The organism is Pseudomonas sp. 44 R 15, assembly GCF_900004965.1.
GTDB classification, from domain to species: Bacteria; Pseudomonadota; Gammaproteobacteria; order Pseudomonadales; family Pseudomonadaceae; genus Aquipseudomonas; species Aquipseudomonas orientalis_A.
This window is the reverse complement of record NZ_CVTU01000114.1, coordinates 141,813-156,920: the sequence shown is the minus strand read 5'-3', so window position 1 is coordinate 156,920 and position 15,108 is coordinate 141,813. Positions and strand designations below refer to the sequence as shown.

The window sequence follows — 15,108 nt, the reverse complement described above, 5'->3', positions numbered from 1 at the left end:
GTGTGGAAGAACCTGCCGATATGTTTGCGCCTTTGTTAAAGAAACTTTTTGGAAGCAAGAATGAGCGCGAAGTCAAACGCATGCTCAAGACGGTGCAGCTGGTCAATGCCTTCGAAGAGCAGATGGTTGCCCTGTCGGACGAGCAATTGCGCGCCAAGACCGAAGAGTTCAAGGCCCGCATAGCCAAAGGTGAAACCCTCGACAAGCTGCTTCCCGAAGCCTTTGCGGTCGCCCGTGAAGCCGGTAAGCGTGTCATGGGCATGCGCCACTTCGATGTCCAGTTGATCGGCGGCATGACCTTGCATGAAGGCATGATTGCCGAAATGCGCACCGGTGAAGGCAAGACCCTGGTGGCCACCCTGGGCGTTTACCTCAACGCATTGTCCGGCAAGGGCGTGCACGTTGTGACGGTGAACGACTACCTGGCTCGCCGCGACGCCAACTGGATGCGCCCGCTGTATGAATTCCTCGGCCTGACCGTCGGCGTGGTAACGCCGTTCCAGCCGCCGGAAGAGAAGCGCGCCGCCTACGCCGCCGACATCACCTACGGCACCAACAACGAATTCGGTTTCGACTACCTGCGCGACAACATGGCGTTCAGCATGGAAGAAAAATTCCAGCGCGAACTCAACTTTGCCGTGATCGACGAAGTCGACTCCATCCTCATCGACGAAGCCCGTACCCCGCTGATCATCTCCGGCCAGGCCGAAGACAGCTCGCGCCTGTACACCGAGATCAACAAGTTGATCCCGCGCCTGGAGCAGCACATCGAGGAAGTCGAGGGCGTGGTGACCAAAGAAGGTCACTTCACCATTGACGAGAAGACCCGTCAGGTCGAACTCAACGAAGCCGGTCACCAGTTCGTCGAAGACATGCTGACCCAGATCGGCCTGCTGGCCGAGGGCGAGAGCCTTTACTCGGCGCATAACCTGGGCCTGCTGACCCACGTGTATGCCGGCCTGCGCGCGCACAAGCTGTTCCATCGCAACGTCGAATACATCGTGCAGGAAGGCCAGGTCGTTCTGGTCGACGAACACACCGGCCGTACCATGCCCGGTCGTCGTCTGTCCGAAGGCCTGCATCAGGCCATCGAAGCCAAGGAAATGCTCAATATCCAGGCCGAGAGCCAGACGTTGGCATCCACCACCTTCCAGAACTACTTCCGTCTGTACAACAAGCTGTCCGGCATGACCGGTACGGCCGACACCGAAGCGTTCGAATTCCACCAGATCTATGGTCTGTCAGTGGTGGTCATCCCGCCGAACAAGCCACTGGCGCGTAAAGACTATAACGACCTGGTGTTCCTGACCGCCGAAGAGAAATACGCGGCGATCATCAACGACATCAAGGACGGCATGGCCAAGGGCCGCCCGATCCTGGTGGGTACCGCGACCATCGAGACGTCCGAGCATGTGTCCAACCTGCTCAACAAGGAAGGCATCGAGCACAAGGTCCTCAACGCCAAGTTCCACGAGAAGGAAGCCGAGATCATCGCCCAGGCCGGTCGCCCCGGCGCGCTGACCATCGCCACCAACATGGCCGGTCGTGGTACCGACATCCTGTTGGGCGGTAACTGGGAAGTGGAAGTGGCCTCCCTCGACAACCCGACCCCCGAGCAGATCGCCCAGATCAAGGCGGACTGGCAGAAACGCCACCAGGCCGTGCTGGAATCCGGCGGTTTGCAGGTGATTGCGTCCGAGCGTCACGAATCGCGCCGTATCGACAACCAGTTACGTGGTCGTGCCGGTCGCCAGGGTGACGCCGGTTCCAGCCGTTTCTACCTGTCCCTGGAAGACAGCCTGATGCGTATCTTCGCCTCGGACCGGGTGAAGAACTTCATGAAGGCCCTGGGCATGCAGTCCGGGGAAGCGATCGAACACCGCATGGTGACCAACGCCATCGAGAAGGCCCAGCGCAAGGTAGAAGGGCGCAACTTCGACATCCGTAAACAGCTGCTCGAGTTCGATGACGTCAACAACGAACAACGTAAAGTGATCTATCACATGCGTAACACGTTGCTGGCCGCCGACAACATTGGCGAAACCATCGCTGACTTCCGCCAGGACGTGCTCAACGCCACCGTCAGCGCGCACATCCCGCCGCAGTCGCTGCCTGAGCAGTGGGATGTGGCCGGCCTGGAAGCCGCGTTGAAGAGCGACTTCGGCGTCGACCTGCCGGTTCAGCAGTGGCTGGACGAGGACGATCACCTGTACGAAGAGACGCTGCGCGAGAAGCTGATGACCGAGCTGCTGGCCGCGTACAACGAGAAAGAAGAGCAGGCGAGTGCCGAAGCACTGCGCACCTTCGAGAAGCAAATTGTCCTGCGCGTGCTGGACGATCTGTGGAAAGACCACCTGTCGACCATGGACCACTTGCGCCACGGTATCCATTTGCGTGGCTACGCCCAGAAGAACCCGAAGCAGGAGTACAAGCGCGAGTCGTTCACGTTGTTCTCCGAGCTGCTGGATTCGATCAAGCGCGACTCGATTCGCGTGCTGTCCCACGTTCAGGTGCGTCGCGAAGACCCGATCGAGGAAGAAGCACGTCTGCGTCAGGAAGCCGAGGCACTGGCTGCGCGCATGCAGTTCCAGCATGACGAAGCGCCTGGCCTGGACGCGCCTGAAGTGTTGGGCGAAGAGGTCGATGTGGCCCTGGCTCAAACCCCGGTACGCAATGATCAGAAGCTGGGCCGCAATGAGCTGTGCTACTGCGGTTCGGGCAAGAAATTCAAACACTGCCACGGCCAGATCGAATAAGATTTTCGCCTGACGCTGCAACATCCTGCGCCGCGACCGGCATCAGCCGTCGCGGCGTTTTGCCATTAATTCCCGTCGACAGTGACGGCATACACATCCTCTCTCTCAAGGAGCGCATACATGGCTGTTGGTCTTGGTCCTTTGCCCACATTGCACCCGGTCGCCGGTTTTGAACTCGGTATCGCTTCGGCCGGTATCAAGCGTCCGGGGCGCAAGGATGTGGTGGTGATGCGCTGTGCCGAAGGCTCGACCGTCGCCGGTGTGTTCACCCTCAACGCCTTTTGCGCTGCGCCGGTGATCCTGGCCAAGCAACGTGTGGCCGGGTCGATTCGTTACCTGCTGACCAACACCGGGAATGCCAACGCAGGCACCGGCGAACCTGGCCTGGTCGCCGCCGCGCGCACCTGCGCCAAGCTGGCTCAGTTGACCGGCGTAGACGCCAGCCAGGTGCTGCCCTATTCCACCGGCGTGATCGGTGAGCCACTGCCGGTGGAGAAAATCGAAGGCGCCCTGCAAGCCGCGCTGGATGACCTGTCTGTGGATAACTGGGCGGCTGCGGCCACCGGTATCATGACCACCGACACCTTGCCCAAAGGCGCGAGCCGTCAGTTCGTGCACGATGGCGTCACCGTCACCGTGACCGGTATCAGCAAGGGCGCCGGCATGATCCGCCCGAACATGGCCACCATGCTCGGTTATATCGCCACTGACGCCAAAGTCTCCCGCGATGTGCTGCAGCGCCTGATGCTGGACGGCGCCAACAAGTCGTTCAACCGCATTACCATCGACGGTGACACCTCCACCAACGACTGCTGCATGCTGATCGCCACCGGCCAGGCCAACCTGCCGGAAATCACCTCCACCGAAGGCCCGCTGTTTGCAGCGTTGAAGCAGGCGGTATTCGAGGTGTGCATGGACGTGGCCCAGGCCATCGTGCGGGACGGCGAGGGCGCGACCAAGTTCGTCACCGTTGAAGTCAACGGCGGCGGCAACCATCAGGAATGCCTGGATGTGGGTTACACCGTGGCGCACTCGCCGCTGATCAAGACCGCCTTGTTCGCTTCCGACCCGAACTGGGGTCGCATCCTCGCAGCCGTTGGTCGCGCCGGGGTGCCTGACCTGGACGTGAGCAAGATCGACGTGTTCCTCGGCGACGTGTGCATTGCCAGCCGTGGCGCCCGCGCCGAAACCTACACCGAAGCCCAGGGCTCGGCAGTGATGCAGCAGGAAGAAATCACCATCCGCATCGAGCTGGGTCGCGGCGAGTGCAGCGAAACCATCTGGACCACGGACCTGTCCCACGAATACGTGAAGATCAACGCGGAATATCGCACCTGAAAGTAGGAGCGAGCTTGCTCGCGAAAAACTCAACGCCAACGCGTTATCCAGGATGTACGCGTTATCGTTGACGTTCTTCGCGAGCAAGCTCGCTCCTACAAGGGTTATAACGAGAGGAAGCAGTGGCGGTGAAACGAGTGCATGTAGCAGCAGCGGTGATCCGCGGTGTCGATGGCAGGATCCTGCTGGCACGCCGCGCCGATACTCAACATCAAGGCGGCCTCTGGGAATTTCCCGGCGGCAAGGTGGAGGCCGATGAGTCGGTCTCCACGGCCTTGTCCCGCGAATTGCAGGAAGAGCTGGGTATCCAGGTCACCACCGCGCGGCCGTTGATCCAGGTGCAACATGACTACCCGGACAAGCAGGTGCTGCTGGATGTCTGGGAGGTCTCGGCCTTCACTGGCGAACCCCACGGCGCTGAAGGGCAGCCGTTGGAATGGGTGACGCCACGGGACCTGGTCAACTATGCGTTCCCTGCGGCGAATACGCCGATTGTCGCTGCTGCGCGCTTGCCCGCCGAGTACCTGATCACCCCTGGCGAGCTGGAAACCCCGACGCTGCTGCGTGGCATCCAGAAGGCTATCGCCGGTGGCATCAAGCTGGTTCAACTGCGCGCACCCAACGGCTACGACCCCAAATACCGTGACCTGGCAGTGGATGCGGTGGGCCTGTGTGCCGGCAAGGCGCAATTGATGATCAAGGGGCCGTTCGAATGGCTGGGGGATTTCCCCGCAGCCGGCTGGCACATGACCTCGGCGCAATTGCGCCAATATGCAAGCAAGGGCCGTCCGCTGCCTGAGGATCGTTGGCTGGCGGCTTCTTGCCACAATGCTGAGGAGCTGGCGCTGGCGGAAATGATGGACGTGGATTTCGTCACGCTGTCGCCGGTTCAGCCGACTCAAACCCATCCCGAGGCCCAGCCGTTGGGTTGGGAGCAGGCGGCCGAGCTGATCCGTGGGTTCAGCAAGCCGGTGTTTCTACTGGGCGGCGTTGGGCCTGCGCAGCGTGAGCAGGCGTGGGCGGCTGGAGCGCAGGGTGTGGCGGGGATTCGGGCGTTTTGGCCCGAAGACTGATGCTGCTCTGACGGGCGCTATCGGGATGTAGGAGCGAGCTTGCTCGCGAAAAGCGTCAACGATAACGCGAGCTTTCTGAATGGGCGCGGCGCCTGTGAGTTTTTCGCGAGCAAGCTCGCTCCTACACCCCGATGATGCCCTGTCGGTCGCCCGTGAAACATCAGTGTGGCTTGGCAGCCGCCTGCCACAACACCTCGGCCACCCCCTGGCGCCTGGCAATCACTCTGGCCGCCACGAACAGCAAGTCCGACAACCGATTGATATACGCCAACCCCACCCCTTCCAACGGTTCTACCGCATTCAAGTGCTGACAGCGACGTTCGGCACTGCGCGCCAGGCTGCGGCACACATGGGCCTGGGCGATCAGCGCTGAACCACCGGGCAGGATGAAATTCTCCAACGGCCCTACCTCTTCGTTCCAGCGATCGATTGCCGCTTCCAGCCGATCCACTTCCGCTGCCGTCAACGCTTTGTACACCGGCATCGCCAGCTCGCCGCCGAGGTCGAACAATCGATGCTGACAGGGCGTGAGCACTTCGATGACATCATTCAATTCGGGGTGCTTGCCGCTCTGTTCCTCCAGATTGGCCAACAGCAACCCCAACTGACTGTTCAGCGTATCCACCTCGCCGATGGCCTCGACCCTGGGGTGATCCTTGGGCACGCGGCGGCCGTCGCCGAGGCCGGTTTCGCCCTGGTCGCCGGTGCGGGTGTAGATCTTTGACAGGCGAAAGCCCATGGTCATTGCTCCAGTCGGGTGAGTTCAGCAGGGGATAATTGGCTGCCGGCCAGCGGCAGACGCAAGGTGAAACACGTGCCTTGGCCGAGGGTCGAGTGCACTTCCATCTGGCCCTTGTGGTTATTGGTAATGATGAAATATGACACCGACAACCCAAGCCCGGTGCCCTGGCCTATTTCCTTGGTGGTGAAGAACGGCTCGAAGGTGCGTTTGCGCACGTTTTCGCTCATGCCGATGCCATTGTCTTCCACCTGGATTTCGGCCCAGGGCGGGTTGAGGCGGGTGCGCAGGATGATGCGCCCCGGTTCGCTGTCGTCTTCACGCAGGTGAATCGCCTGGGCGGCATTTTTCAGCAGGTTGAGCAGCACTTGCTCCAGTTCGTTGGCCGTGCCCGGCACCGGGCCCAGTTGCGGATCGAACTGGCGAATGATTGCCTGGCCCTTGAAGTCAAAGCCGATGGCCAGGTCGAAATCGTTACCGGCGATCTCCACGGCCTGGTCGATCAGGGCCGGCAAGTCGCAGGGCGCCATTTGCCGGTTGCTGCGTCGGCTGAAACTGAGCATGTGCGTGACGATTTTCGCTGCACGCGCGCCCGCCTGCTGAATGCCGTCAAGTAATTGCGGGACTTCGCGCGCTTGCAGGTAACGGTTGACGGTTTCCAGTTCGATACCTGCCTGTTCGGCGTGTTCCAGGTTCCTGGGCAGGTCGGGTGACAGGCGCCGCCGGATGTTTTGCACGTTGTGCAGGATCGCGCCCAGCGGGTTGTTGATTTCATGGGCCATGCCGGCCGCCAGGCCGCCGACGGAGAGCATTTTTTCCGATTGCACCATCATTTCTTCCAGGGACAGGCGCTGGGTGATGTCGTCGATGCGGATCACCACGCCACGCCCGGCACCGCCCATCAGCGGGTAGAACGTCAGCGCGTAGTGCTTTGGCTCGTCGTCCTTGACCCAGGTGACCCGCTCGATCCGCTCCACCGTGTGCTGTTCCACCGTAGCCTTGATTTGCGGCAGGTACGGCTTGAGCGGTTGGAACGCGAGGAAAATCGGCTGATTGAGGGCTTCATCCAGGCGCGTGCCGGAAAGCGCAGTGGCTTCCTGATTCCACTGGGTGACGTAGAGCTGTTCGTCCAGGGCAATCAGCGCTGAAGGCATTGAGTCGATAATGCTGTTGAGGTAATTCTGAAAACCGGTGAGTTTTTTCTCGATTTTGCTGCGCACCTGGACTTCCAGTTCCAGCTTGCGGTTGGTATGGCGGGTTTCCTCGGCCAGGCCCTGGGCCTGGTCGTAGGCGGCCTGGGAATCATCCCGCGCACGTTTGAGCTGTTGTTCACGGGCCTCGATGCGCGACAGCATGGTGTTGAACGCTTCCGCCAGGCTGCCGATTTCGTCACGGTTGCCGGGGGCTGCGCGCAGGGCGTAGTTCTCTTCGCGCGTCACCTGGCGCGACAGTTCTTCAAGCTCATGGATGGGGCGGGTGATCAAGCGTTTGATCTGCCGGGCAATCACCAGCCACAGCAAGACGCTGAAAATCAGGATGCCCAGGCTCGCGGTCAGGGTGCCGGTATAGAACGCCACCGGTAGCTCACTGCTGGCCACCAGCAGCAAATGCCCCGAAGGCTGGCCGGGGCGGGGCAGGGTGATGATCTGGTTGCTGCGAAACTCGGTGAGGCGCCAGGCTTCGACATGCCGGTAATTGTCGGGCAGGTGCAGGCGGTCGCCGTGTTGCATCTGCGCCAGGCGATTGCCCTCGCCGTCGTACAGGGCGGCGGCGCGCAACGGTGAATAGCTGGTCAGTTCATTGAGCAGGGCGTCGGCCTTGTCCGGGGACTGAAGGGCCTCGGCGGCGAGTGCCGGGTTGGACACCAGTCGACCGATGGCCTGCAACGCCTGGGGCGCCATGCTTTCCTGGGAGATCCAGTAGGCGGCGCTGATAAAGGTCAGGTTGGCCACCAGCAATACGGTGGTCAGCAGTACCAGCAGGGCGGCCAGCAATTTCTGCCCTACCGGTAAGTTTTCAAGACGCTGGCGCAGTGGCATCAGGTTTTTCGCAGGCAATAGATATAAGGCAGGGTAGCGCGTGCCTCAGTCGTGGGGCAATCGGCGTGCAACCAAGTGCTCGATCAAACGCGCCTGCACCTGCTGCAGATGCGGCAGCACCCGTCGATGACGAGCCGCCGCCTGGCAGGCATAGCCCAATAAGTAGCTGATTTCGGTACGCCGCGCGTTGGCCACGTCCTGGTACATGGACGAGTAGTTGGCCGCGGTGGCCTGGATCACCCGTTGCACTTCACTGAGCAAGTCCTGCGCTGCCGCAGGCTGGCCGCAGCACTCCAGCAGTTCGCTCAATTCGGCGCACAAGGTGGCGACTTCGCATTGATGGGCCTGGAGTCCCCCGTTGCGGCACTGGTAAAGCACGGTCAGCGGGTTGATCGCGCAATTGAGCGCCAGCTTGCGCCACAGCCGCGTGAGAATATCGGTGCTCCATTCATGGGCAATGGCGGCGGCCTGCAAGTCCTCCAGCCACAGCGGCGCGGTCGGGCGCGCGGGGTCCCCCAGCCAGGTGTAGCCGTGGCCGGCAAATACCACGCGCCAATCGCCATCGCGAAACGCGCCTTCGGTGCTGGAGGCAAAGATGCAACGCGCCTGCGGCACCTGCGCGGCCACGGCATCCTGGCTGCCGAGGCCGTTTTGCAGCAGGATCAGTTCCGCGTCAGGCGCCAGGCGATGTTGCAACTGTGCGACAGCGCTTTGGGCATCGTAGGCTTTGCACGCCACCAGCAGGCGGTGGATAGGTTCAGTGCTGTCGGGCGTTTCGCCGGTTACGCGGTAGGTGTGCGCAATGCCTTGTTCAACCAGGGTCAGGCCCGCGCCCGACGCATAGCTGGCCAGGCGCGCCTGATCGCGCAGGATCAGCCGCACCGGCACGCCCGCCCGCGCCAGACGCGTGGCCCAGAGGGTGCCCAGGCTACCGGCGCCGAGAATATGCCAGGTGGTCGCCATCAGTGTGTGCTCCTTGGGGTCGCCAGCGGTGAACGCGGCGAAAGAACCGCTATAATGCCCCGGCATTTTAGCTCGGGCGCGCTCCATCTCTACTGAGCCCGCCCCTTATATTGGAGAAATGACATGCCTTCGTTCGACGTGGTATCCGAACTGGACAAACACGAAGTCACCAACGCCGTCGAAAACGCCGTCAAGGAACTGGACCGTCGCTATGACTTGAAAGGCAAGGGCAGCTTCGAATTCAAGGAAAAGGAACTGACCGTCAACCTGACCGCTGAAGCCGATTTCCAGCTGGAAGCGATGATCGAAATCCTCAAGCTGGCCCTGGTCAAGCGCAAGATCGATGTGCAGTGCCTTGAAGTCAAGGACGCCTATGCTTCCGGCAAGCTGATGAAGCAGGAAGCCGTGCTCAAGGAAGGCATCGACAAGGAGCTGGCGAAGAAGATCGTCGCGCACATCAAGGATGCCAAGCTCAAAGTCCAGGCGGCCATCCAGGGCGAACAGGTGCGTGTCACCGGCAAGAAGCGCGACGACCTGCAAGAGGCCATCGCGGCCCTGCGCGCCAAGACGTTCGACATGCCGCTGCAATTCAATAACTTCCGCGACTGATGGCCATTTGTGGAACCTGTGGCCGTTTTTGACGTCCCACGGCCCAGAATCGGCGCCTACAATTGAGCCCTACGGGGCTCAATTGCGTTTTCAGGCAGTCAATCAAGCCGCATATCCGCTAAGACAGGAGAAGCTACATGGATTTAAACGCAGAAGTGGATCACTTGATCAAAACCTCGCAGTCCTGGATCCCGATGATCATGGAATACGGCAGCCGGGTGCTGCTGGCCGTTATCACCCTGGCCATCGGTTGGTGGCTGATCAACGTGTTTACCCACCGCGTAGGGCGCCTGCTGGCGCTGCGTAACGCCGACCTGGCGCTGCAGCACTTCATCACCAGCCTTGCGAACATTGCGCTGAAAGTCATGCTGATCGTCAGCGTGGCGTCGATGATCGGCGTGGCAACCACCTCGTTCGTCGCCGCCATCGGTGCGGCTACCCTGGCTATCGGCCTGGCACTGCAAGGCAGCCTGGCCAACTTCGCCGGCGGCGTGCTGATCCTGCTGTTCCGTCCGTTCCGTATCGGTGACTGGATCGAAGCCCAGGGCACCTCGGGCACCGTCGACAGTATCCAGATTTTCCACACGGTGCTGCGTACCGGCGACAACAAGACCGTGATCGTGCCGAACGGCATCCTGTCCAACGGCATCATCACCAACACCAACCGCCAGCCGACCCGCAAGGTCGTGTTCGATGTGGGCGTGGACTACGAGGCTGACCTGCAGAAAGCCCGTGAAGTGTTGCTGGAACTGGCCAAGGACCCGCGCGTGCTGGCCGACCCTGCGCCCGTCGCAGTGGTATCGACCCTGGGCGACAGTTCCATCACCGTTTCCCTGCGCTGCTGGACCAACACTGCGGATTATTGGGATGTTGTATTTATGCTCAATGAACTGGCGCGCGACCGCTTGAAAGCGGCGGACATTGATATTCCGTTCCCGCAGCGCGTTATTCGCGTGATGCAGGAAGCCCCGGTGAAGTGATAAAGCCGTGTTGCGTTTAAGTTGGCCGAAAGGTCAGCTTAAACGCGACGGTTATATGTCATGGGCGAATATAGTTACTTAGCTTGCTAGTTACTTTTCCGTTGACATATAACTGCAATAAAAAAGCCGCTCCCTTGCAAACAGGGGAGCGGCTTTTTATTCAAGGTCGAAACCTTAAGTCATCGTTGTAAGGGCTTTCGCGATTACAGGATGTTCAGCGGGTAGTTCGCGATCAGACGCAGTTCGTCGATCGAAGGCGAACCGTAGTAAACGCCATCACCGGAACGATAGGTCGCTTGACGCAGACGCAGGCTGAGGTTTTTAGCCGGGCCGCTCTGGATCACGTACTTGGCTTCGATGTCACGTTCCCACTCTTTACCGTTGCTGGTGGTGGCCGTGTTGGCGCCGCTACCGGTAACGTAACGGGTCATGAAGCTCAGGCCGGGAATGCCGAAGGTCGCCATGTTGATGTCGTAACGCGCCTGGTAGGACTTCTCGCCTTCGGCGTTGAAGTCGGAACGGGCGATGGAGTTGGCCAGGAACACGGTGCCGCCGCCATCTACGCCATAGCCGTAGTCGCCGTCGCCGGAAACCTTCTGCGCAGCCAGGGTAAAGGTGTGAGCGCCGATGGTGTACGCGCCCTGCAGGCTGAATGCGCGGTTGTCGAGCTTGGTCACGCCATCTTTCGCCGCGCGCTGCAGGCCGGCGCCTTCGCTCTTGGTGTCGTAGATGTTGAAGTCCAGCGCGAACGACTGGTCATCGCTCAGGGCGTGGGTCCAGTTCAGGTTGCTGTAGTACTTGCGGAAGTAATCTTCGGTTTTCGCGTAGTACAGGCTGCCGGTGACTTCAGGCGTGAAGGCATAGACACCGCCGACAAAGTCGGTCTTGGTCAGGCCCAGGCTGTCATGGAAGGTCTGGTTCTGCGCGACGCTGGAAGTGAAGTGACCGCCTTCGAGCTTCAGGCCCTTGATTTCGTTGCTGGTGATCGAAATGCCTTGTGGCAGCTCGGGCAGCAGACGGCTGTCATCGGAAGCGAATACAGGGGCTGTGGTGTACTGGTCACCGATTTTCAGCACGGTATTGGAGATGCGGAACTTAACGGCGGCGCCGCCTTTGGAGTAATCGTCCTGCGAGCGACCGTCGGAACCGGTAGGGAACAGGCCGGTGCCGGCGCGGCCCTTGCCGCTGTCGAGCTTGAGGCCCATCAGGCCGATCACGTCGACACCGACACCAACGGTGCCCTGGGTGAAGCCCGATTCGTACAACGCGTTGAAGCCCAGGCCGGTTTCTTCGGCACGGCTTTTGGAGCCGGGGCCCGACGGGTTGTTACGGAAGTCGCGGCTGAAGTACAGAGCGCGAGTATTGATGCTGAACGTGCTGTCTTCAACAAAGCCCTTGGAATCGTCCTGGGCGGACGCCATTGCGAACTGCGAGGTGCCTGCTGAAACAGCCAGGGCGATCATGCTCCACTTCATCACGCGCATCGTGATTTGCTCCTTTGGTTTTAGGAAGAGTACTGCCGTCCCACCTGTATTTTTATCTGGGCGGCTCTTTCTTTATTGTGTCGGCGCAAAGTTATCTCACGCCGGCGCTATTGACGATACTTACTCAACTATCCTTTCAGCTTCTTTACGAGGCTGTCGTAAATTGCTAGCTCCGTGTCGCAAATCACAGCCCGGTTATCACCCGGCTGACAACTTCAATGTTCTCTTCAAACGGTTTAAAAGTTTGAAACCCGTCCCTGGTACACATTGAAACGCTACTGTTTCCTATCGCGAAACCCCGGCATCCCTCCAGGTGTCGTTGCCGACGATAATGAGGTGAATGCAACAAGCGTGCACAAAGCGCTGATCGAATGTCATTTTTTCGTGAAAAACGTTACGGGAATGTAAAAACCGCATAAACACGGGCTTTTTAAGCCATTTGGTTCTCACTTGGCAGGCAGGGGTTACCCCTTTTCTGTGATCCACCCAACCAGCGCCTGGGCAAAACGTTACCGATTGACCCTCCATGTGGGTAGGCGCCGGACCTCTTTGAGGCACGGCTGGGTCATTTTGGTGCATCCCTTCGAGGCCCGAGGTAGGGTGGTTCAAACCTCCCGTTGCCTCGAAAGGGTGCGTGGATGCGATCCGTCTGCCTCAAGGCTTCCTGCGCATTCACCGTGAAGCCGTGAGCATTCGGCGTTATGCTGGGCACCTGAAATTGACCTGCCGAACGGAGTGCCCACGTGTTCGCTTTAGATCAACGCCTGCAACAAGACACTCTGGCCATTGGGGACTTCCCGCTCTGTCGCCTGCTGCTGTCCAATGACGCGAACTACCCCTGGTTCATCCTGGTGCCGCGTATCAACGGTATCAGCGAAGTGTTTCAGCTGGATGTCGCCGATCAACAGAGGTTGTGGCAGGAAACGACGGCCCTCGCCCAACTGCTGAACGAAGGCCTGTGCGCCGACAAGATGAACATCGGCGCGCTGGGCAATGTCGTCAGCCAATTGCATGTGCATGTCATCGTGCGCAAGCGCGATGACGCAGCCTGGCCGGCGCCGGTGTGGGGCAGGCATCCGGCCGTTCCCTACAACCCGGAGCAGGTGGCGGCGATCCGCAGCCGACTGCGTGAATTGCTGCCTGCCGACTTCATTTTTACCCAGGACTGAACCATGGACCTGCAAAATCGCGTCACCGACCTGGAAAGCCGCCTGGCTTTCCAGGACGACACCATCGAAACCCTCAATGACATTCTGGTCGCCCAGCAGCACGCCGTGGAGCGCCTGCAATTGCAGATGAACGCATTGCTCAAGCGCCAGGAAGAGATGGGCGGCCAGTTCGAAACCTCGGAAGAAGAAGCACCGCCGCCGCACTATTGAATGAGCGCGCAATAAAAAACCGCGATCCGGGCAACGCCGGATCGCGGTTTTTTTTGCAGCGCCGTCTGGAATCAGCGACGCGGCAGGGCAGCGATTACATCTTCAGCTTGCAGGCCTTTGTCGCGGTTCATCACCGAGAACTCCACGCGCTGGCCTTCGACCAGGACGCGGTGGCCTTCACCGCGGATAGCCCGGAAGTGGACGAAGATATCGTCGCCCGAGTCGCGCGAAATGAAGCCGAAGCCTTTGGAGGTGTTGAACCACTTGACGGTCCCGGTATCCCGGTTGGTCATGTCGTAGTTTTGCGACGCGGCCGCTGGGGACGAACGGTAGAAGCTGATGGCCAGGTGAAGAACGATGGCGACCACAGCAATCACCAGGCTGAGCAGGATGGCCGGGTGGCCGCCCACTTCAGGCATGGGTGCCAGCAGGGTGAGGGTTTGAACGACAACGGTCAGTACCAGCAGCGCGCTGACCAGGTTTTGCAGTTGATGACGCGTGCCTTTGTTCCAGTAAGGGATTACCGGTGCCAGTGTCAGGTTGAGAAGGCCGAACAAGGCCAGGTATAGAGCGTCGTGTTGTTGCAGGTAGGGCAGGCTTTCAGGCTGCAGGCTCGGGATAAAGGACAGCAGCAAAGCCGCAACGCCCGTCAGCAGGTGGACGATTTTCAACATTTTGATTAACTCACGTTAAGACGGATCACAAGGAAGAGCTGACTGGCACGGTTCGCTTCTGAACAATGGGAGGCGTTGAGCACGTGCGCGGGTATCAGCCTATGTGACGTGCCGCAGAAATGAACGGCAGCCACACGGCGCCTATTTAACAGCAAAGGCTGTGCCTACTCAAATCAAGCGTTTCGGGGTATTGCAATCGCGGTGGCATTTTTGCGCCGAAGGCTTGTCCTAGACGGGTGCAGGTAATTTGAGCGGCCTCTCGAGCGTTTTTCCTACAGGACACAGGCTCGCCGGCCGCTGCCTCGCAAGCGATGCGGGGCGATTTGCCGCACATCGCCTGGACGTGCCGGGCTGCACGTGAGCGACACTCTTGCTAGAGTGGTCCTGCACCTGATCAATGAATGCTCATCAATTGAAGGGGAAAAACATGGCAATCGATATTGGTATCAGTGAAGAAGACCGTAAATCCATCGTCGACGGACTTTCGCGGCTGCTGTCCGATACCTATGTACTGTATCTGAAGACCCACAACTTCCATTGGAACGTCACGGGCCCCATGTTTCGTACGCTGCACCTGATGTTCGAGGAGCAGTACAACGAACTGGCACTGGCGGTGGATTCCATCGCCGAGCGTATTCGTGCCCTGGGCTTCCCGGCGCCGGGCGCCTACTCGATCTACGCCCGTCTGTCTTCGATCAAGGAAGAAGAGGGTGTGCCGAGCGCCGAAGAGATGATCAAGCAACTGGTGGCCGGCCAAGAGGCCGTCACTCGCACCGCGCGGGGCATTTTCCCGTTGCTCGACAAGGTCAGCGATGAGCCGACGGCTGACCTGCTGACCCAGCGTATGCAAGTGCACGAAAAAACCGCCTGGATGCTGCGCTCGCTGCTCGAAAACCAGTAACCGTCAAGCTTGGGTGGCGTCTTCATGCCGCCACCCACTTGTTTCCCTGTGTTTCCTGGCGTTGTCCTACGACGCCCAACTCCCGCGTCTTCTGGCTGCCCATCGCTTCCTGCGGTTTTATAGGCCTACCGTCCAATGGGACAAACCCATGGACCGATGTTTGGCAAGGGAGT

Annotated in this window: 13 protein-coding genes; 8 read left to right on the top strand and 5 right to left on the bottom strand. The window is 60.0% G+C overall.

Annotation, left to right across the window (positions count from 1 at the left end; genetic code table 11):
* Window positions 1–20 precede the first annotated feature (20 nt).
* From secA to BFP93_RS23265, 3 genes are all read left to right on the top strand, one after another.
* Entirely contained in the window at window positions 21–2,756 is a 2,736-nt protein-coding gene (gene secA / locus BFP93_RS23275) for a preprotein translocase subunit SecA (RefSeq protein WP_065887592.1), read from the top strand.
* A 120-nt stretch (window positions 2,757–2,876) separates the two neighbouring features.
* Window positions 2,877–4,094: a bifunctional glutamate N-acetyltransferase/amino-acid acetyltransferase ArgJ gene (gene argJ, locus BFP93_RS23270; protein ID WP_065895085.1), complete on the top strand. Its 1,218-nt coding sequence runs from the start codon at window positions 2,877–2,879 to the stop codon at window positions 4,092–4,094.
* Between the two features lie 128 nt (window positions 4,095–4,222).
* A complete protein-coding gene (locus tag BFP93_RS23265; RefSeq protein WP_065895144.1) occupies window positions 4,223–5,167 on the top strand; it encodes a Nudix family hydrolase in 945 nt (314 codons plus the stop codon).
* A 160-nt stretch (window positions 5,168–5,327) separates the two neighbouring features.
* Here BFP93_RS23265 and BFP93_RS23260 read toward each other — a convergent pair whose 3' ends face one another.
* From BFP93_RS23260 to BFP93_RS23250, 3 genes are read right to left on the bottom strand one after another with little or no spacing between them, the layout of a single operon-like run.
* On the bottom strand, window positions 5,328–5,906 hold the full coding sequence (locus BFP93_RS23260) for a cob(I)yrinic acid a,c-diamide adenosyltransferase (RefSeq protein WP_065887594.1): 579 nt from the start codon (window positions 5,904–5,906) through the stop codon (window positions 5,328–5,330).
* Between the two features lie 2 nt (window positions 5,907–5,908).
* A complete protein-coding gene (locus tag BFP93_RS23255; RefSeq protein ID WP_065895143.1) occupies window positions 5,909–7,945 on the bottom strand; it encodes a sensor histidine kinase in 2,037 nt (678 codons plus the stop codon).
* A 45-nt stretch (window positions 7,946–7,990) separates the two neighbouring features.
* Window positions 7,991–8,908: a putative 2-dehydropantoate 2-reductase gene (locus tag BFP93_RS23250; protein WP_065895084.1), complete on the bottom strand. Its 918-nt coding sequence runs from the start codon at window positions 8,906–8,908 to the stop codon at window positions 7,991–7,993.
* A 123-nt stretch (window positions 8,909–9,031) separates the two neighbouring features.
* Between BFP93_RS23250 and BFP93_RS23245 the strand changes: the two genes are divergently transcribed.
* Both BFP93_RS23245 and BFP93_RS23240 read left to right on the top strand, forming a co-directional pair.
* Complete coding sequence (locus BFP93_RS23245) at window positions 9,032–9,517, top strand: YajQ family cyclic di-GMP-binding protein (protein WP_003193880.1); 486 nt, start codon at window positions 9,032–9,034, stop codon at window positions 9,515–9,517.
* A 137-nt stretch (window positions 9,518–9,654) separates the two neighbouring features.
* A complete protein-coding gene (locus tag BFP93_RS23240; RefSeq protein ID WP_065895083.1) occupies window positions 9,655–10,497 on the top strand; it encodes a mechanosensitive ion channel family protein in 843 nt (280 codons plus the stop codon).
* A gap of 203 nt (window positions 10,498–10,700) precedes the next feature.
* On the opposite strand, the gene BFP93_RS23235 is transcribed toward BFP93_RS23240, so the two are convergent.
* Window positions 10,701–11,981: an OprD family porin gene (locus BFP93_RS23235; RefSeq protein WP_065887597.1), complete on the bottom strand. Its 1,281-nt coding sequence runs from the start codon at window positions 11,979–11,981 to the stop codon at window positions 10,701–10,703.
* A 743-nt stretch (window positions 11,982–12,724) separates the two neighbouring features.
* Here BFP93_RS23235 and BFP93_RS23230 point away from each other — a divergent pair.
* Window positions 12,725–13,150, top strand: a complete 426-nt coding sequence (locus BFP93_RS23230) for an HIT domain-containing protein (protein WP_065895082.1) — start codon at window positions 12,725–12,727, stop codon at window positions 13,148–13,150.
* A gap of 3 nt (window positions 13,151–13,153) precedes the next feature.
* Window positions 13,154–13,360, top strand: a complete 207-nt coding sequence (locus tag BFP93_RS23225; protein ID WP_065895081.1) for a SlyX family protein — start codon at window positions 13,154–13,156, stop codon at window positions 13,358–13,360.
* Between the two features lie 71 nt (window positions 13,361–13,431).
* On the opposite strand, the gene BFP93_RS29485 is transcribed toward BFP93_RS23225, so the two are convergent.
* Window positions 13,432–14,034, bottom strand: a complete 603-nt coding sequence (locus BFP93_RS29485; RefSeq protein ID WP_005790922.1) for a cold-shock protein — start codon at window positions 14,032–14,034, stop codon at window positions 13,432–13,434.
* 427 nt (window positions 14,035–14,461) lie between these two features.
* Here BFP93_RS29485 and BFP93_RS23215 point away from each other — a divergent pair, with 427 nt between their 5' ends.
* Entirely contained in the window at window positions 14,462–14,935 is a 474-nt protein-coding gene (locus tag BFP93_RS23215) for a Dps family protein (RefSeq protein WP_003193874.1), read from the top strand.
* Window positions 14,936–15,108 lie beyond the last annotated feature (173 nt).

Excerpts from the sequence above, each read along its gene's own strand:
- BFP93_RS23255 (WP_065895143.1), bottom strand. The coding sequence starts at position 7,945 with ATGCCACTGCGCCAGCGTCTTGAAAACTTACCGGTAGGGCAGAAATTG.
- BFP93_RS23250 (WP_065895084.1), bottom strand. The coding sequence starts at position 8,908 with ATGGCGACCACCTGGCATATTCTCGGCGCCGGTAGCCTGGGCACCCTC.
- BFP93_RS23260 (WP_065887594.1), bottom strand. The coding sequence starts at position 5,906 with ATGGGCTTTCGCCTGTCAAAGATCTACACCCGCACCGGCGACCAGGGC.
- argJ (WP_065895085.1), top strand. The coding sequence starts at position 2,877 with ATGGCTGTTGGTCTTGGTCCTTTGCCCACATTGCACCCGGTCGCCGGT.
- BFP93_RS23215 (WP_003193874.1), top strand. The coding sequence starts at position 14,462 with ATGGCAATCGATATTGGTATCAGTGAAGAAGACCGTAAATCCATCGTC.
- BFP93_RS23240 (WP_065895083.1), top strand. The coding sequence starts at position 9,655 with ATGGATTTAAACGCAGAAGTGGATCACTTGATCAAAACCTCGCAGTCC.
- BFP93_RS23225 (WP_065895081.1), top strand. The coding sequence starts at position 13,154 with ATGGACCTGCAAAATCGCGTCACCGACCTGGAAAGCCGCCTGGCTTTC.
- secA (WP_065887592.1), top strand. The coding sequence starts at position 21 with ATGTTTGCGCCTTTGTTAAAGAAACTTTTTGGAAGCAAGAATGAGCGC.
- BFP93_RS23245 (WP_003193880.1), top strand. The coding sequence starts at position 9,032 with ATGCCTTCGTTCGACGTGGTATCCGAACTGGACAAACACGAAGTCACC.
- BFP93_RS23235 (WP_065887597.1), bottom strand. The coding sequence starts at position 11,981 with ATGCGCGTGATGAAGTGGAGCATGATCGCCCTGGCTGTTTCAGCAGGC.
- BFP93_RS29485 (WP_005790922.1), bottom strand. The coding sequence starts at position 14,034 with ATGTTGAAAATCGTCCACCTGCTGACGGGCGTTGCGGCTTTGCTGCTG.